The sequence below is a fragment of the Pedobacter sp. UYEF25 genome, from assembly GCF_054061655.1.
Map to the genome: position 1 here is coordinate 23,945 of NZ_JBSSEL010000018.1, position 15,596 is coordinate 39,540.

General features: G+C 38.1%; 14 protein-coding genes. 8 read left to right on the forward strand and 6 right to left on the reverse strand.

From position 1 onward, the window contains the following. Positions 1-13: 13 nt before the first annotated feature. The 6 genes from ACVWYG_RS15365 (at position 14) to ilvA (ending at position 7,074) form a co-directional block, all read left to right on the forward strand. Entirely contained in the window at positions 14-781 is a 768-nt protein-coding gene (locus tag ACVWYG_RS15365) for a class I SAM-dependent methyltransferase (RefSeq protein WP_457271256.1), read from the forward strand. A 180-nt stretch (positions 782-961) separates the two neighbouring features. After that, entirely contained in the window at positions 962-1,567 is a 606-nt protein-coding gene (gene leuD / locus ACVWYG_RS15370) for a 3-isopropylmalate dehydratase small subunit (protein WP_457271258.1), read from the forward strand. A 4-nt stretch (positions 1,568-1,571) separates the two neighbouring features. Then, complete coding sequence (locus ACVWYG_RS15375; protein WP_457271260.1) at positions 1,572-3,125, forward strand: ATP-binding cassette domain-containing protein; 1,554 nt, start codon at positions 1,572-1,574, stop codon at positions 3,123-3,125. A gap of 12 nt (positions 3,126-3,137) precedes the next feature. Further along, entirely contained in the window at positions 3,138-4,238 is a 1,101-nt protein-coding gene (gene leuB, locus ACVWYG_RS15380) for a 3-isopropylmalate dehydrogenase (protein WP_457271262.1), read from the forward strand. Then, a complete protein-coding gene (locus ACVWYG_RS15385) occupies positions 4,235-5,740 on the forward strand; it encodes a 2-isopropylmalate synthase (RefSeq protein WP_457271263.1) in 1,506 nt (501 codons plus the stop codon). The genes leuB and ACVWYG_RS15385 overlap by 4 nt, the downstream gene beginning before the upstream one ends. 71 nt (positions 5,741-5,811) lie before the next feature. Then, entirely contained in the window at positions 5,812-7,074 is a 1,263-nt protein-coding gene (gene ilvA / locus ACVWYG_RS15390) for a threonine ammonia-lyase IlvA (RefSeq protein ID WP_457271347.1), read from the forward strand. A 607-nt stretch (positions 7,075-7,681) separates the two neighbouring features. On the opposite strand, the gene ACVWYG_RS15395 is transcribed toward ilvA, so the two are convergent. The 3 genes from ACVWYG_RS15395 to uvrA all read right to left on the reverse strand — a co-directional run bounded on the left by ACVWYG_RS15395 (position 7,682) and on the right by uvrA (position 12,552). Continuing rightward, positions 7,682-8,653 carry a glycosyl hydrolase gene (locus tag ACVWYG_RS15395; RefSeq protein WP_457271265.1) on the reverse strand — a complete coding sequence of 324 codons (972 nt, stop codon included), beginning with the start codon at positions 8,651-8,653 and terminating at the stop codon, positions 7,682-7,684. A gap of 153 nt (positions 8,654-8,806) precedes the next feature. Beyond that, positions 8,807-9,574 carry a TatD family hydrolase gene (locus tag ACVWYG_RS15400; RefSeq protein WP_457271267.1) on the reverse strand — a complete coding sequence of 256 codons (768 nt, stop codon included), beginning with the start codon at positions 9,572-9,574 and terminating at the stop codon, positions 8,807-8,809. Between the two features lie 137 nt (positions 9,575-9,711). Further along, positions 9,712-12,552 (reverse strand): excinuclease ABC subunit UvrA, encoded by a 2,841-nt coding sequence (uvrA, locus tag ACVWYG_RS15405; RefSeq protein ID WP_457271268.1) that lies wholly within the window; start codon positions 12,550-12,552, stop codon positions 9,712-9,714. Between the two features lie 282 nt (positions 12,553-12,834). Here uvrA and ACVWYG_RS15410 point away from each other — a divergent pair, with 282 nt between their 5' ends. Together ACVWYG_RS15410 and ACVWYG_RS15415 are read left to right on the forward strand one after the other, a co-directional pair. Beyond that, entirely contained in the window at positions 12,835-13,740 is a 906-nt protein-coding gene (locus ACVWYG_RS15410; RefSeq protein ID WP_457271269.1) for a prohibitin family protein, read from the forward strand. Positions 13,741-13,886: 146 nt separating this feature from the next. After that, complete coding sequence (locus ACVWYG_RS15415) at positions 13,887-14,138, forward strand: hypothetical protein (RefSeq protein ID WP_457271271.1); 252 nt, start codon at positions 13,887-13,889, stop codon at positions 14,136-14,138. Between the two features lie 96 nt (positions 14,139-14,234). Here ACVWYG_RS15415 and ACVWYG_RS15420 read toward each other — a convergent pair whose 3' ends face one another. The 3 genes from ACVWYG_RS15420 to ACVWYG_RS15430 form a co-directional block, all read right to left on the reverse strand. Continuing rightward, positions 14,235-14,417 (reverse strand): hypothetical protein, encoded by a 183-nt coding sequence (locus ACVWYG_RS15420; RefSeq protein WP_457271273.1) that lies wholly within the window; start codon positions 14,415-14,417, stop codon positions 14,235-14,237. Positions 14,418-14,566: 149 nt separating this feature from the next. Further along, entirely contained in the window at positions 14,567-14,839 is a 273-nt protein-coding gene (locus ACVWYG_RS15425) for a DUF1304 domain-containing protein (RefSeq protein WP_457271274.1), read from the reverse strand. A gap of 45 nt (positions 14,840-14,884) precedes the next feature. Beyond that, positions 14,885-15,574: an arylesterase gene (locus ACVWYG_RS15430; RefSeq protein WP_457271277.1), complete on the reverse strand. Its 690-nt coding sequence runs from the start codon at positions 15,572-15,574 to the stop codon at positions 14,885-14,887. Positions 15,575-15,596: the final 22 nt, after the last annotated feature.

Sequence of the window (15,596 nt, forward strand, 5' to 3'; positions counted from 1 at the left end):
TCTAGGGGGTAAGATGCCAGAAATAGATTGGGATAGTAAACTTTACGATAAACATCACCATTTCGTCTCTGACTATGGATCGGATGTTTTGCAATGGCTCGCGCCAAAGCCTGGCGAAAAGATTTTAGATGTAGGTTGTGGTACTGGTCAGCTGGCTGCGCAAATTGTAGAAAGTGGCGCAACAGTTCTCGGTATAGATGCATCAAAAGAGATGATTGAAAGCGCTGAAGCTTCTTACCCAAATATAAATTTTGAAGTGGTGGATGCAACTAAATTGCCCTATTCGGAAAGTTTCGACGCCATTTTTAGCAATGCCACTTTCCATTGGATAGAAAACCAAGAAGCATTAGTTGTTGGATTATTTAAAAGCTTGAAACCTGGAGGAAGACTCGTAGCAGAATTTGGTGGCAAAGGAAACATTAAAAGCATTACCGATGCAATTGATGCGGCAGCAATAAAACTAAATTTAGCTGATAAGATAGAAACTAACTTTTGGTATTTCCCATCAATTAGTAACTATGCCAATTTGTTAGAATCAAATGGATTTGAAGTGGAGCAAATGTGGCTGTTCGATCGGCCCACGCCATTAAAAGGCGAACAAGGCATATACAATTGGATTAACCAATTTGCACAACATGCATTTAAAAATCTAGAAGAAGAACAAGCTGAAGCTATTAAAAACTTAGCTGTAGAAATATTAAAACCCAATTACTTCATAAACGGAGAATGGATAGCAGATTATAGAAGGCTGAGGTTGAAAGCGATTAAGAGCAAAGAATAAGGAGCAAAGACCAAAGACTAACGCTTCCCTCAATCGTCATTGCAAGGCGCGCTTCGTCATTGCGAGGCACGAAGCAATCTCTCTGAGACCATTTAGGAGCAACAACGGGTAAAGTCTATCAATTAGAATAAAAATAATAAAGTACAAGCGAATAGCTAATTCGCAATTTAAAATATTGAGATGAAAAAGTTTACCACATTAACATCGGCCGTTGTGCCATTAAACATAGAAAATATAGATACAGATCAGATTATCCCTGCGCGGTTTTTAAAAGCAACAACGCGTGAAGGTTTTGGAGAAAATCTATTTCGAGATTGGCGATTTAACAACGACAATACTCCGAAGGCAGACTTTGTACTAAACGACCCAACTTACAGCGGAAAAATTTTAGTTGCCGGAAAAAACTTTGGTTGTGGCAGTAGCAGAGAACATGCAGCTTGGGCGATACAAGACGCAGGATTTGATGTGGTTATTAGCAGTTTTTTTGCCGATATTTTTAAAGGAAATGCTTTGAACAATGGTTTGCTACCTATCCAAGTTACAGAAGATTTTTTAACTCAAATTTTCGAGGTTATAAATGGAGATGCAGATGCTCAATTAAAAGTTGATTTAGATAATCAAACGCTTACAATTGTTAAAACCGACGAGCAAGAGACTTTTGAGATTAATACCTATAAAAAGTCTTGTTTGATAAACGGCTACGATGACATCGATTTTATTTTAAATCAAAAAGAATTAATAGAGGCGTACGAAAATACCCCGACCCCTAGAGGGAGTTTAAACTGAAAAAATGCTTAACCCGATTCCCATTCGCGATAGAAATTCAACATCCCCTTCATCGGGCTGGAAAGTTTTTATCCAGCACTTAAACCTAAGTTACCATCAACAGCCGGTACTAAGAGATTTGAGCTGGACGATAAAGCGCGGAGAAAACTGGGTATTAACAGGCATCAGCGGAAGCGGAAAAACAGCTTTGGCAAAAACTATTGTAACCCAAGTAAATAAGATAGAAGAAGTAAAAATCAACTTCGATTTGTATTCCCAACTTCCAGCCAAAGCGATATATGTTGAAAGCTGGTATCAGTTTAAAAACTTAGAGGGAGTTGCCAATTTCTATTACCAACAGCGCTACAATAGCAACCAAAGCAAAGAAATTTCTACCGTTCCCGCAGAATTGCTGAGTTACGGAAAAGAACACGCATTGTTCTTCGACCAAGTAGAACCAATTTTAGATGCTTTGGGATTTTCCTCCTTAGGAAATGCCCAATTAATTGAATTGTCTAGCGGCGAACACAAGAAACTACAGCTTGTAAAGGCCCTTTGGCTAAAACCGCAGTTACTTATTATCGACCAACCGTACACAGGTTTGGATGCAATAAGTCGAAAAAATCTTAATGATTTGCTGGATGAAACCGCAAAAAAAGGGGTTCAATTAATCATAATTTGTAACGACAGTGAACTGCCGAATACGATAACTCATTTCGCAGAAATTATAGACGGTAAGTTGGTTGAGGTTGATTCAGTTCGGAACTCCTCGAAAATCTCTACAAAAAGTTTGAGTGAAATTCCTTCTTTTTTAAAAACGCCTCCTGTCTATGCATCAAAAGGCATCGTAGAGATGGTTGATGTGAACATCAGCTATGGCGAAAAGCAGGTTTTAAAAAACGTAAACTGGAAGATAGAAGCAGGCGAGAAATGGCTTCTGCAAGGTGCCAACGGATCAGGTAAATCTACTTTATTGAGCTTGATCAGCGGCGATCATCCACAAGCTTATGCGAACGACCTTTCTTTATTTGGCAGCAAAAGAGGAAGTGGAGAAAGTATTTGGGAGATAAAACAACACATCGGATTAATATCTCCAGAATTTCATTGGTATTTTGATACAACTGCAACAGTTTGGGAAAGCGTTGCGTCTGGCTTTTATGATAGCGTTGGCCTTTATCAACAGCTGCCCTATACAAAAAAAACGCAGGTAGATGAATTATTAGAATATTTTGGATTAAAAGGTCAGAAAAACAAGACACTAAGTTCGCTTCCACTAGGCAAACAACGTTTGGTATTATTGGCAAGAACAATTATTAAAAATCCTGAATTGTTAATTTTAGACGAACCTTGTCAAGGGTTAGATGCTCAGCAAACTCAAGATTTTAATCAGTTGATAGACGAGCTAAGTGCAAACGGAATGACACTAATTTATGTAGGGCATTTTGAAACCGCATTGCCAAAATGCATTGAAAAACGAATAGTATTAGAAAATGGCGAAGTAATACTCATAGAAAATATAGTAAAAACAGATGAGGGCGTTCACAACTTTAAGTACGTTGAGAACATTGAAAGCATATAAATCTTTAAGATTATGAAAAAAAATATTTTAGTGATTCCGGGTGATGGAATTGGACCAGAAGTAACCACTTGGGGAAAAGCGGTGTTAGAACATATTGCTGAAGCATTTGACCATCAATTCACGTTTGACGAAGCTCTGATGGGTCATGCGGCAATAGAAAAAACCGGGAATCCACTACCAGAAGAGACGTTAGAGAAAGCAAGAAAAACGGACGGCATATTATTTGGCGCCGTTGGTCATGCCTTATATGACGATAATCCTAGCCTTAAAGTTAGGCCAGAGCAAGGCCTTCTAAAAATCAGAAAGGAACTTGGTCTTTTTGCAAATCTACGTCCAATTTTGCTTTTTGATGAATTGCTTCATGCATCAAGTATTAAGCCAGCCATTTTAAAAGGAACTGATATTTTGTTTTTTAGGGAGTTAACTGGCGATGTTTATTTTGGCGACAAAAAGCGGGAAGACGATGGAAAAACAGCTTCAGATTTGATGATTTATCACCAATATGAAATAGAACGCATCGCACACAAAGCATACAAAGCAGCACAGCAAAGAAGCAAAAAACTTTGTTCAGTTGATAAGGCAAATGTGTTAGAAAGCTCTAGATTATGGAGAGAAACTGTTCAAGAAATCTCTAAACAATACCCAGATGTAGAGACGGAGCATATCTTTATAGACAACATGGCGATGCAACTTATAAAAAACCCCAATCGTTTTGATGTGGTGCTTACCTCAAATCTGTTCGGCGATATTTTAACAGATGAAGCGTCTCAAATTGCCGGTTCTATGGGTATGTTGGCCTCGGCATCAATTGGAGAAAGTATTGGTTTTTTCGAACCCATCCACGGCTCTGCTCACGATATTGCGGGCAAAGATTTAGCGAATCCTTTGGCTTCTATCCTATCTGCAGCCCTAATGCTAGATATTGGTTTTGGGCTACAAGAAGAAGCAAAATTGATTGTAGATACCATAAATGACGTGCTTGAGGAAGGTTTTAGAACAAATGATATTGCCGACCCAAACACCAATCGCTATAAAGTTTTAGGCACTGCCGAAATGGGTAAAACCGTTCTTAAATTTTTATCAACCAGAATAGCTAATAAAGAAAAATCATGATCCACGACCCAAATAGAGTATATATTTTCGACACTACATTAAGAGACGGCGAACAAGTTCCTGGTTGCCAATTAGACACCAACCAGAAAATAGAAATAGCCAAAGAGTTAGAACTTCTTGGCGTCGATATTATCGAAGCTGGTTTTCCAATTTCTAGTCCGGGTGATTTTCAGAGTGTGGTAGAACTTTCTAAAGCAATTAAAGAACCTACCATCTGTGCATTAACTCGTGCCATAAAAGGCGATATTGATGTAGCTGCAGATTCTCTAAAATATGCAAAACACCCTCGAATTCATACAGGGATTGGTGCATCAGACATGCACATAAAGTATAAATTTAACAGCACTAGAGAGAAAATATTAGAACGGGCGGTTGAGGCCGTAAGATATGCTAAGACCTTTGTCGAGGATATCGAATTCTATGCGGAAGATGCTGGCAGGGCAGACAATGCTTATTTGGCACAGATGATAGAAGCGGTTATCGCTGCTGGTGCGACTGTGGTAAACATTCCAGATACCAATGGGTATTGTTTACCAGAAGAATACGGCGCAAAGATTAAGTATCTAAAAGAACACGTTAGAAATATCGACCAAGCGATTATTTCGGTTCATTGCCACAACGATTTAGGTTTGGCCACAGCGAACAGCATAGCTGGTGCAATTAACGGTGCTAGACAGATTGAATGTACTATAAATGGCATCGGAGAACGCGCTGGAAATACTGCTTTGGAAGAAGTTGCCATGGTTATAAAAACTCACAATTTGGGTTTGCACACCAACATCAACAGCAAGCAATTTACCCATATTAGTGGCATGGTTAGCCGGATGATGCGTATGCCAGTTCAGCCAAACAAAGCGATAATTGGTAAAAATGCATTTGCGCACAGCTCTGGAATTCACCAAGATGGTTTTTTAAAACACAGAGAGAATTATGAAATCATCAATCCAGAAGATGTTGGCCTAGCAAGTGCCGATATCATTTTAACTGCCCGTAGCGGCAGACATGCCTTGAAACACCATTTACAGCGATTAGGTTATGATAACGATAAAATTCGCCTTGATGAAGTATATGAGCGCTTTTTGATTTTGGCTGATGAGAAATTAGACATCACAGATGATGATTTACTTTCCTTAATGAGTGATGGAGAAGCATCTTCTATAAAAAACGGCTACAATCTAAGTTATTTACAAGTTATTTGTGGTGATGAGAACACTGCAAATGCCACTGTAAAATTAGAAGTAGATGGGAAATTAAGCGAAGCAACTGCCAAGGGAAATGGGCCAGTTGATGCGACTGTAAACGCCATTAAAACCCTTACCCATCAAAATGTTAAGATTACAGAATTTGCTATCCAGTCGATGCATAAAGGCAGCGATGATATCAGCAAGGTAAATATGCGTTTAGATTACGAGGGTAAATCTTTTATCGGCTACGGATTCAGCACAGACATTGTAAAGGCATCGGCAAACGCCTACTTAGATGCGGTTAATAAATTTTTATAAGAATTAAGTCGACAATCAACGTGGAAAACATTAAGAACATTACTTTCGAAACTTATAGAAAAATTGAGGGGATTGACCAAGAAGTTGGGTCTACGGTACCTCATAAACTTCAATTCGAAGAAGCCTATCAAAGACTTAAAGGAATTGTAAAACGAACTCCATTAGAATTTAATGCAGTGTTATCAGCAGAATATAATGCCAATATTTATATAAAACGCGAGGATTTACAAATTGTGCGCTCCTATAAATTGCGCGGAGCTTACAACAAAATTAGCACGCTTTCTGAAGCAGAATTAAAAAATGGAGTGGTATGTGCTAGCGCGGGAAATCATGCGCAAGGTTTTGCCTTTTCTTGCAAAAAACTAAATATTAAAGGCGTAATCTACATGCCAGAAATTACCCCTAAGCAAAAGGTAAAACAAACCTATATGTTTGGTGGCGATAATGTGGAGGTTATTATGGTGGGTGATACTTTCGATGACTGTTTGAAGGAAGCTTTGGCCTACAGCAAAGAAAATTCGGTTACATTTATTCCGCCCTTTGATGATGAGAAAATCATTGAGGGTCAAGGTACTGTTGGCGTAGAAATCTATCAAGACTTACCAAATGTTGATGTCGTGATTCTTCCTGTTGGAGGTGGCGGACTAGCCTCTGGAGTTGGTGCTTATTTGAAAACCATAAAGCCAGAAATTTTGATGGTTGGCGTAGAACCTTTAGGAGCGCCATCTATGCTTACCGCGATGGAAAAAGGTGGTCCGTATACGCTTGACCAGATAGATAGATTTGTAGATGGCGCAGCAGTAAAACGCATTGGCCATATCACCTACCAGTACTGTAGAGATTATTTAGACCAAATGCATCTTATCCCGGAGGGAAAAATTTGTACTACTATTCTAAAATTATACAACGAAGACGCCATAGTCGTAGAGCCGGCAGGTGCTCTAGCAGTAGCTGCATTGGGTCAGTTGAAGGAGAGTATTGTTGGGAAGAATGTGGTTTGCATTGTTAGTGGTGGCAATAACGACATTGAGCGAATGCAAGAGATAAAGGAAAAATCTCTCTTATTTGAAGGTCTGAAACATTATTTTATTGTCCGCTTTCCACAACGACCAGGCGCTCTAAAACTATTTGTAAACGAGGTTCTCGGACCAAAAGATGATATTACCCGTTTCGAATTCATTAAGAAGACAAACAAAGAAAACGGTCCAGCCTTGGTTGGAATTGAACTTACGAACAAAGAAGATTTTGCAAGCCTTGTGCAACGCATGAAAGATTTTAAATTTGAAGCAATAGATTTAAATGAGGATCAAACTTTGTTTGAGTATTTGGTGTAAATATAACAGATTCCTATAACTAGAAATTTATCTTGCGTCACTTTTCGAACGTACTTTATTTTCTTGGCGACTCGCTAGCGCTAACGATCGAAACGATATCCTTTTTTTGTCTTTTAGACTAAAAAAGATTAAGTGTAGAGCGTGTAAAAGCGCTCAAATAAAAATCAAGGTTTTTACTAAATTTAGAAGAAACAATCTAAACAGTTTACTGATTATAAAATGTTCATTTCAAATTCTTTAATCTTAAATAACGCTGATTTACTGAACGTTAGCGAAAGCCAATAATCATTTTATTCAGAACATATTTTCTCTATACCTTTAAAGACGAAATTTCTTCAGTCACTTAGCATAAATAAAACAGTTGCATTGGTTAAGAATTGCAAGTAACACAGATCTTTACAACGCTAATGTACTCCTTTCGCTTAACTGTGATACGCAATAAGCCAAGAAATTTAACCTTGGTTTCGAAATCCAAAAAAAGAAAGGTGTTCTTGCGGGAAGATGGACTATATGGGGAGATTATGACTTATCAATGAATTCTTAGGTTCATTCTTAATTTCTGTGAAATACTAAAACTAGGTTATAAAATGTTTTATGCCGAAATAGGTTACTTCTGATTGGCCTCTGCCGCTCGCTCTTTTAATCTCAGCAAGGCTTTCGGAGTTTTATCAAGCGAAGTTAGAATTCCTCCATCTTCCAAATTAAAATAGCATACATATCTGCACCCGTATTTATTAGTCTGTATCCAATCATAAATTACATCAATATATTCTGGAAAATCGCCAATGCCATGACTTTCAGATTTTTGCAGTCCTTTTTTTGCAACATTAGCCCATTCTCCCAGGCAGACAGGTTTTTTATGTGCATTGGCAAATTTAGTTTGCCACTCTAACATGTATGGGTCTTTTAATATTCTGTGGACCATCTGCGCTGCTGAGGGATCAGCATCGCCCCAAACCATTCCATAAGTATCAGAACCAATAATATCGACTACGTCATCACCAGGATAAAAGGGCTCTGGATTTGGAACGCCTGCATTGGTACACCATACAATTTCTAAGATCTGGCCTTTGACCGCGGCCTGCTTAAAACCCTTTCGAATGAGTGGAATTGCTCTTCGCCAAGCAGCAATGAACAATTTATTATCCTGTTTTACAGGATACATATTAAATTCCCACCAAATACGGGCAAAAACAGTTTTTGAACAATAATGAGCAAGCGCAGCACCAAGCGATAGATAGGTACTATCTTGTTCGCCATAAATTGCCGCCTTAAGCAATTCATTTAGATCCTGACCACTATCGTGAGGAATAAGCGGGACGCCAACATCTGTAGCACGATCGAAATGGTCTCGCCTCCACTTTGGATTGCCACTTTCCGGTACCATAAGCCAGTTGCCATTCTTGAGATCAGCCCAACTAGATCTTCCCATCCAAGTTCCATAAACATCTTGACGGATGCCGTAGTTTTCTATGCTTTTACCAGAATTGCCGGTGAGTGTTTTAAATTTAGTTTGCCCGCAAAGATCCACTGAATTAATGTAGACAAGTAATAAACAAAGTACAAATTTAATGCTCATCGACTAAATTTAAATAAATGGGAAATTTACGTTCTGCGTAGATAAAAAGTCTGCCAAATTTCAAAAAATGGCAAGTAAATATCATTTTCTCAAGATAGCTAAATTCTACACATATTCATGAATTCTGCAAATCTACAACCCAGAGAAAGTGCCTTAAACTCCAAAGATTTTCTTAGAATTGTCTGTAGTAATTTTAGCGACTTCCTCCATCGATAACTTATAAATATCTGCTAGTTTTTGTGCAATGTAAATCAAATAACTGCTCTCGTTGGGCTTCCCCCTAAAAGGAACCGGTGACAAATAGGGACTATCTGTTTCTAAAACTAAGCTATTAATAGAAAGCTGCGCTAAAATTAAGTCTAATCCAGCTTTTTTATAGGTAACTACTCCACCAATACCTAAATAAAAATTTAAGTCAATCGCTTGTTTTGCTTGTGCTAAGTCGCCAGTAAAACAATGAAAAATACCTCTTAACTTTTCGCTTCGTTCGCTCTCCAACACCTCAAAAACTTCGTCGAATGCTGCTCTACAATGTATAACGATAGGCAAACTTAAATCTCTAGCCCACGCAATTTGTCTACGAAACGCGTCTTGCTGTTGAATAAGTGTAGTTTTATCCCAATGCAAATCGATGCCAATCTCTCCTATTGCGTAAATCTTCCGATTAGAAATAGTCGCATAAATATCGTCTAAATGGCTATGATAATCTTCTTTTACATCGCATGGATGAAGCCCCGCCATCGCAAAACAATGCTTCGGATATTTTTTCACCATATCATCAATCATCGCAATTGAAGCTACATCTACGTTTGGCAAAAACAATCGCTCTATGCCATTTTCTAAACAACGATTTATTAGTCCCGCTTGTTTCTCTGGCTCTTGTTCGTAATAAATATGGGTGTGGGTGTCGGTCAGTTGCATGGTTAGTTAAGTTACGTGTTGCGTGTTATAAGTTACGAGTTTGGTTGCAAGTTGTTTATTCGTCTAATTATTAGATGTGAGAAATTTGGATACGCCTGATCTTTGCTCCTTGCTCTTTGTTCTTTGCTCCAAAACCGTCAACCTTGAACCTCTTTCATCAAAAATTTCCCTGTCAGGCTTATCGGATTTTCCATCAATCCTTCTGGAGTACCTTCAAATAGAATTCTTCCACCGCCGGCGCCACCTTCTTCACCAAGATCGATTACCCAATCAGCAACTTTTACCACATCTAAATTATGTTCGATAACCAAAACGGTATTTCCCTTTTCAACCAACTCATTTAACACACCGAGCAACACGTTTATATCCTCAAAATGTAGTCCAGTGGTAGGTTCATCTAAAATGTAAAAAGTTTGCCCGGTATCTTTTTTACTTAATTCGGTTGCAAGTTTTACGCGTTGTGCCTCTCCTCCAGATAAAGTAACAGAAGACTGACCAAGTGTAATATACCCCAAGCCGACATCGTTTAACGTTTTAATTTTACGATAAATGGTTGGGATGTTTTCGAAAAACACGCATGCTTCCTCAACGCTCATATCCAGCACATCGCTAATAGACTTCCCGCGGAAGCGAACTTCTAATGTTTCTCTATTATACCTGCGCCCACCGCATTCTTCACAAGGCACCTGCACATCTGGTAAGAAATTCATTTCTATCAATCGCAAACCCGCGCCTTTGCAGGTCTCGCACCTACCGCCTTTTACGTTAAAAGAAAAACGACCAGGCTTGTAACCCCTTATTTTTGCTTCTGGAAGCTGAACAAATAAATTTCGGATGTCTGAAAAAACACCTGTATAGGTGGATGGATTTGACCTTGGAGTGCGTCCAATTGGTGCTTGATCTATTTCGATAACCTTATCTATATGCTTTAGCCCACTTATCTTTTCATAAGGCAAAGGATGTTTTTTAGCCCTAAAAAAGTGATGATTTAAAATTGGATAAAGCGTTTCTGTAATCAAACTAGATTTTCCACTACCTGAAACTCCTGTAACAGCTATAAATTTTCCAAGCGGGAAGTCTACGGAAATATCTTTTAAATTATTTCCTGTCGCTTTCATAAGAGACAATTTCATTCCGTTGCCTTTTCTCCTAACTAAAGGCATTGCGATACTTTTTTTTCCATTTAAGTAAGCGGCTGTTAAAGTATCTGCTTTTAAAATATGTGATGGCGTTCCTTGAGCCACAATCTCTCCTCCATGAATTCCTGCACCCGGGCCTACATCAATGACCCAATCTGCCTCCAAAATCATTTCTTTATCATGCTCAACAACTAAAACTGTATTGCCCAAATCTCGCAAGTGTTTCAGGGCCTTTATCAGCCTTTCGTTATCTCGCTGGTGCAAACCAATGCTTGGCTCATCTAAAATGTACATTACATTCATCAGTTGAGAACCAATTTGGGTAGCAAGCCTAATTCTTTGGGCTTCACCTCCAGAAAGTGTTCGAGAGGTTCTATCAAGCGTAAGATAATTTAACCCTACATCGGTCAAAAAACCAATTCGGGCTTTTATTTCTTTTAAGATTTCTTTAGCGATGGTATTTTGTCTATCGTTCAGGCGCTCATCAAGATCTTTAAACCACGCCTTTAAATGATTGATATCCATCGAAGCCAAATCGAAAATGTTCATTCCATCAATTTTGAAATGTAGACTTTCTTCCTTGAGCCTGGCACCAGTACAAACAGGACAAGTCTGCAGTTTTCTAAATGCTTCTAAATCGTCTCCTCCATCACCGCGTTTTTCATTCTGCTCCTCGATCATCTTAATAATCCCATCGAAGGTAATGTTATAATTCTGAACGTTCCATTTATTGTATTCTACAGCAACCTTTATAAGCTCTTCACTCCCGTTTAAAAGAATATCAATTGCTTCTTCACTCAACTTTTCGATCGGAACGGAAAGTGAGAAGCCATATTTTTTTGCTACCGCTTTAATAACCTGAAACATCCAAACATCTCTATATTCGCCAAGTGGCGCTAACCCACCATTTACAATACTTAATTTTGGGTTTGGAATAACCGAATCTTTGTCGACCACGAATACATAACCGAGTCCGTTGCAACGCTCGCAAGCGCCGTAAGGAGAATTAAAAGAAAAGCTATTTGGTTGAGGCTCATCATAAGAAACCCCGGTAGTAGGACACATTAAAAACTTACTAAAATGTGCCACATTATTGTCTTTATCGCTAATTTTTATAACACCTTTCCCCATTTTCATAGCAATTTGTATGGAGTCTGATAAGCGCTTCTTATTGTCTTTCTCTATAATCAACCGATCTATGACCACTTCTATATCGTGTATTTTATACCTGTCGACTTGCATTTTTGCAGCGATGTCTTTCACCTCACCATTTACCCTTACCTTTACATAACCTTGTTTTCTAATCTGCTCAAAAAGCTCCCTATAATGCCCCTTCCTACCTTTTACAACAGGCGCTAAAATATTCACTGCAACACCATCGAATTTGTTAAAAATAGTCTGTAAAATTTGGCCTTCGCTCATGCGCTCCATCTTCTCTCCAGTATTGTAAGAATAAGCATCAGCAACACGCGCAAAAAGAAGACGCATAAAATCGTAAATTTCGGTAATGGTCCCGACAGTAGAACGCGGGTTTTTACTGGTGGTTTTCTGTTCGATGGCAATAACCGGACTCAACCCTGAAACTTTATCTACATCCGGACGTTCCATCCCGCCCATAAATTGTCTACTATATGCGCTAAATGTTTCCATATAGCGACGCTGACCTTCGGCATAAATGGTATCGAAAGCTAAAGAAGATTTGCCGCTACCACTTAATCCGGTAACTACAACCATCTGATTTCTCGGAAATTTTACATCTATATCTTTTAAATTATGTACCCTTGCACCATAAACTTCTACATCTTTTTGCTCGCCAAGGTCGACAGATTTTTTGCTCATATTTTAAGGAAAATTGAAGGAGGTTTTCAACAAAATCTGCCGAAAATTCCAGTTTGCAAAATTGCTAAAAATTTTATCAAAAAAAAAGTAAGCAAACGGCATGATTAACTGTGGTTTGTAAAAAAATCAAACCAAATATTAAGTCGGGTTTGCAGCACTAATAAAAGGCATACCGAAAACTTAAGCAATAAAAGTGCAGCGTCATATTTACAGGTTTAAGGGCAACCAGGCACGTCCCTTGAAAAAAAAATGTATATTTAAAATTAATCAAAACAAAAAAATATGTTTTTAATTGTACTCGGAATTTTAATTGTAGTTGTTGGATTTGCAATCTCTAAACAAGATAACCAAGTGGCAGCTTATGGCAATATTATAAAAATAGTAGGTATTCTTATCGTCGTTGTAGGCGGTCTTACCTCTATGTTTAAAGTGGTTGATGCAGGAGAAGTTGGTGTCAAAACCATTTTTGGAAAAGTAGACAATGATGTGCTTTATAGCGGATTAAACGTTATAAATCCGATAGCAGAAGTTACCCCATTCGACGTGAAGACGCAAAATTACACCATGAGTGGTGTTAATGATGAAGGATCAAAGTCTGGTGATGACGCACTAAGGGTGCTATCCGCTGACGGACTAGAGGTTGTAATAGATTTATCAGTTCTTTTTAGAGTAAAGGGAAGCTCTGCTCCGTTAATTTTAAAAAATATCGGTACAGATTATCTTGCCAAAATTGTGCGCCCAATCGCCAGAACAGCGATTAGAGACAATGCAGTAGCGTATGATGCGGTAGCACTTTATTCCAGCAAAAGAGACGAATTTCAATCCAGAATATTTTCTACAATAGAAAAAGCATTTAATAGCAGAGGACTGGAATTACAATCTTTATTGATCAGAAACATTACACTGCCTGCATCGGTAAAAGCAAGTATAGAATCAAAGATAAATGCTGAACAAGACGCCCAAAAAATGACGTTTGTACTTCAAAAAGAGCGACAAGAGGCAGAACGAAAAAGAGTAGAAGCACAGGGTATAGCAGACTATCAGAAGATTCTTTCAACCGGGTTGAGCGATAAGCAACTTCAATACGAAGCAATTTTAACGCAAAGAGAAATTGCAACATCGCCAAATACAAAAATAATAATTATGGGCAATGGAAAAGGAGCTCCAATAATTTTGGGTGATAAGTAGGGCGGAGATCAGATTTGAGCGGTGAGATTTAAGGTACAAAGCGGTTAGTAAAATTATTGCTTATTCAAAACCAGAAATTACAGTGGAGCGCATTCAGATTTAAAAAGAGGATATTGCTGAGTATTTGAAAAAAAAATCAAATTTAAATGATATTTAAAGAAACAAATGATTTAAGCGATGAAGAATTATTTAAATTAAAAAAGATATTAAATTCAGTGCTTTTAGTTTTAATCATAATAATTCTTGCATCGTACACTATAATATTCTTGGCAGGGAAAAGCTCCCATATTTACGGAACTTTTCTTATCCCTGTGATTTTGTTTTCACCTTTATATTTTAATTTTAGGCGTTTAATTGACATTAAAAGCGAAATAAATCTAAAAGAACTAGATTTATAAAATAGAAAGCAGAGGAGATAATATTTGAACTGCTACGCGCCTATTTTGCGGTGGCGATTTGCGTTTTGTCTTTGCTCTTTAATCTTTACCCCTCGATTATCTTCTCACCTCAATCACCCTTCCGGTAATTAGCGAAAATTTAAAGATGCTGTAAAGGCCATCGTCGGCATAATCAATTTTTTCCACTAGGCCGGTTTTGCTAAAAGTATCGGTAACCATGTTGCCAATCTTTATTTCGCGCAATGCGGATAAGGGTAATTCGTCGTTTATTCTTATCATATGTGGGAGTTTCGGGTTTATGCGATGCACTTTTAACACTTAGCTTGATAAAAAATGCGCTGTTAACTGTTTACTAACACAGCAATTATAGCAATAATAGCGGGAACGGCCTGGACAAAAAATATTTTGCGAGATGCAGAAAACGCGCCTTAAATTCCGGCAATCATTATGCAACAAAGAAAAAACAGCGCAATGTTATTAGACCAAACCTTGTCTTCGATAAAAAAGCTCCAAATTAAGCCGGCAGCTAGGAAACCATTATAAAGTCCTTGGTTTGCAGCTAGCCCCTTGGTAGGCTTAAACAAGTTTTCCGGCAACGCTTTAAAGGTCTTTTTCCCAATGGTTTCCCAAGCAAACATTTCGAAATAAAGGATGTATAAGTGCGCTAATGCAATTGTCGCAATCAATATTTTCTGTATCATCTTTAAAGTTAAAATGAGAAATTATGAAATGCTAATTATAATTGTTTAAAGCATTTCTTTTAATACGATCCAAACATTTTCTGCCAGTATTTTATCTCCTTGTGCTGTTGGATGAATCCCATCCTGCTGGTTAAGCTTTGGATTGCCAGCCACGCCTTCCAATAAAAACGGAATTAATTTCATCTTGTTTTTTTCCGCCAACGCAGGAAAAATGGCTGCAAAATCTGCGGTATATTTCTTACCTAAATTAGGCGGCATTTGCATCCCGGCCATCACCAGTTTAACATTCTTGTTCTTTGCCTTTACACGATCAATGATTTCTTGCAAGTTTTTCTTTGTGTCCTTTAAAGGCAACCCCCGAAGACCATCATTTGCTCCAAGCTCTAGCACAAAAATAGCAACTGGTTGCTTTTTTAAAAACCAATCTATCCGTTCTAGCCCCGCAGCCGATGTTTCTCCACTCAAACCACCATTTATAACCTTGTAGGCCAAATGCAAAGAATCAATTTTATTTTGTATTAGGTCGGGGTAAGCTTCCGTAGGATCCAACCCATAACCTGCTGTTAAACTTGTACCAAAAAAAAGAACATTCTCCTTTAACTCACCAGATACCTTAGTCGCTTTTGTGGTTGCCGAATCTGTGGCATCAGCTTGATCACTTTGATTTTGCTGATTTTGACATGACAGCAACAAAGCAAAACAAACAATTAATAATGGAGTATGGTTTCGTAACATAGTTTAACAAAATTCGTCAATT

Excerpts from the sequence above, each read along its gene's own strand:
- ACVWYG_RS15410 (WP_457271269.1), top strand. The coding sequence starts at position 12,835 with ATGTTTTTAATTGTACTCGGAATTTTAATTGTAGTTGTTGGATTTGCA.
- ACVWYG_RS15395 (WP_457271265.1), bottom strand. The coding sequence starts at position 8,653 with ATGAGCATTAAATTTGTACTTTGTTTATTACTTGTCTACATTAATTCA.
- uvrA (WP_457271268.1), bottom strand. The coding sequence starts at position 12,552 with ATGAGCAAAAAATCTGTCGACCTTGGCGAGCAAAAAGATGTAGAAGTT.
- ACVWYG_RS15400 (WP_457271267.1), bottom strand. The coding sequence starts at position 9,574 with ATGCAACTGACCGACACCCACACCCATATTTATTACGAACAAGAGCCA.
- ACVWYG_RS15385 (WP_457271263.1), top strand. The coding sequence starts at position 4,235 with ATGATCCACGACCCAAATAGAGTATATATTTTCGACACTACATTAAGA.
- ACVWYG_RS15430 (WP_457271277.1), bottom strand. The coding sequence starts at position 15,574 with ATGTTACGAAACCATACTCCATTATTAATTGTTTGTTTTGCTTTGTTG.
- leuD (WP_457271258.1), top strand. The coding sequence starts at position 962 with ATGAAAAAGTTTACCACATTAACATCGGCCGTTGTGCCATTAAACATA.
- ACVWYG_RS15375 (WP_457271260.1), top strand. The coding sequence starts at position 1,572 with ATGCTTAACCCGATTCCCATTCGCGATAGAAATTCAACATCCCCTTCA.
- ACVWYG_RS15415 (WP_457271271.1), top strand. The coding sequence starts at position 13,887 with ATGATATTTAAAGAAACAAATGATTTAAGCGATGAAGAATTATTTAAA.
- leuB (WP_457271262.1), top strand. The coding sequence starts at position 3,138 with ATGAAAAAAAATATTTTAGTGATTCCGGGTGATGGAATTGGACCAGAA.
- ACVWYG_RS15420 (WP_457271273.1), bottom strand. The coding sequence starts at position 14,417 with ATGATAAGAATAAACGACGAATTACCCTTATCCGCATTGCGCGAAATA.
- ACVWYG_RS15425 (WP_457271274.1), bottom strand. The coding sequence starts at position 14,839 with ATGATACAGAAAATATTGATTGCGACAATTGCATTAGCGCACTTATAC.
- ACVWYG_RS15365 (WP_457271256.1), top strand. The coding sequence starts at position 14 with ATGCCAGAAATAGATTGGGATAGTAAACTTTACGATAAACATCACCAT.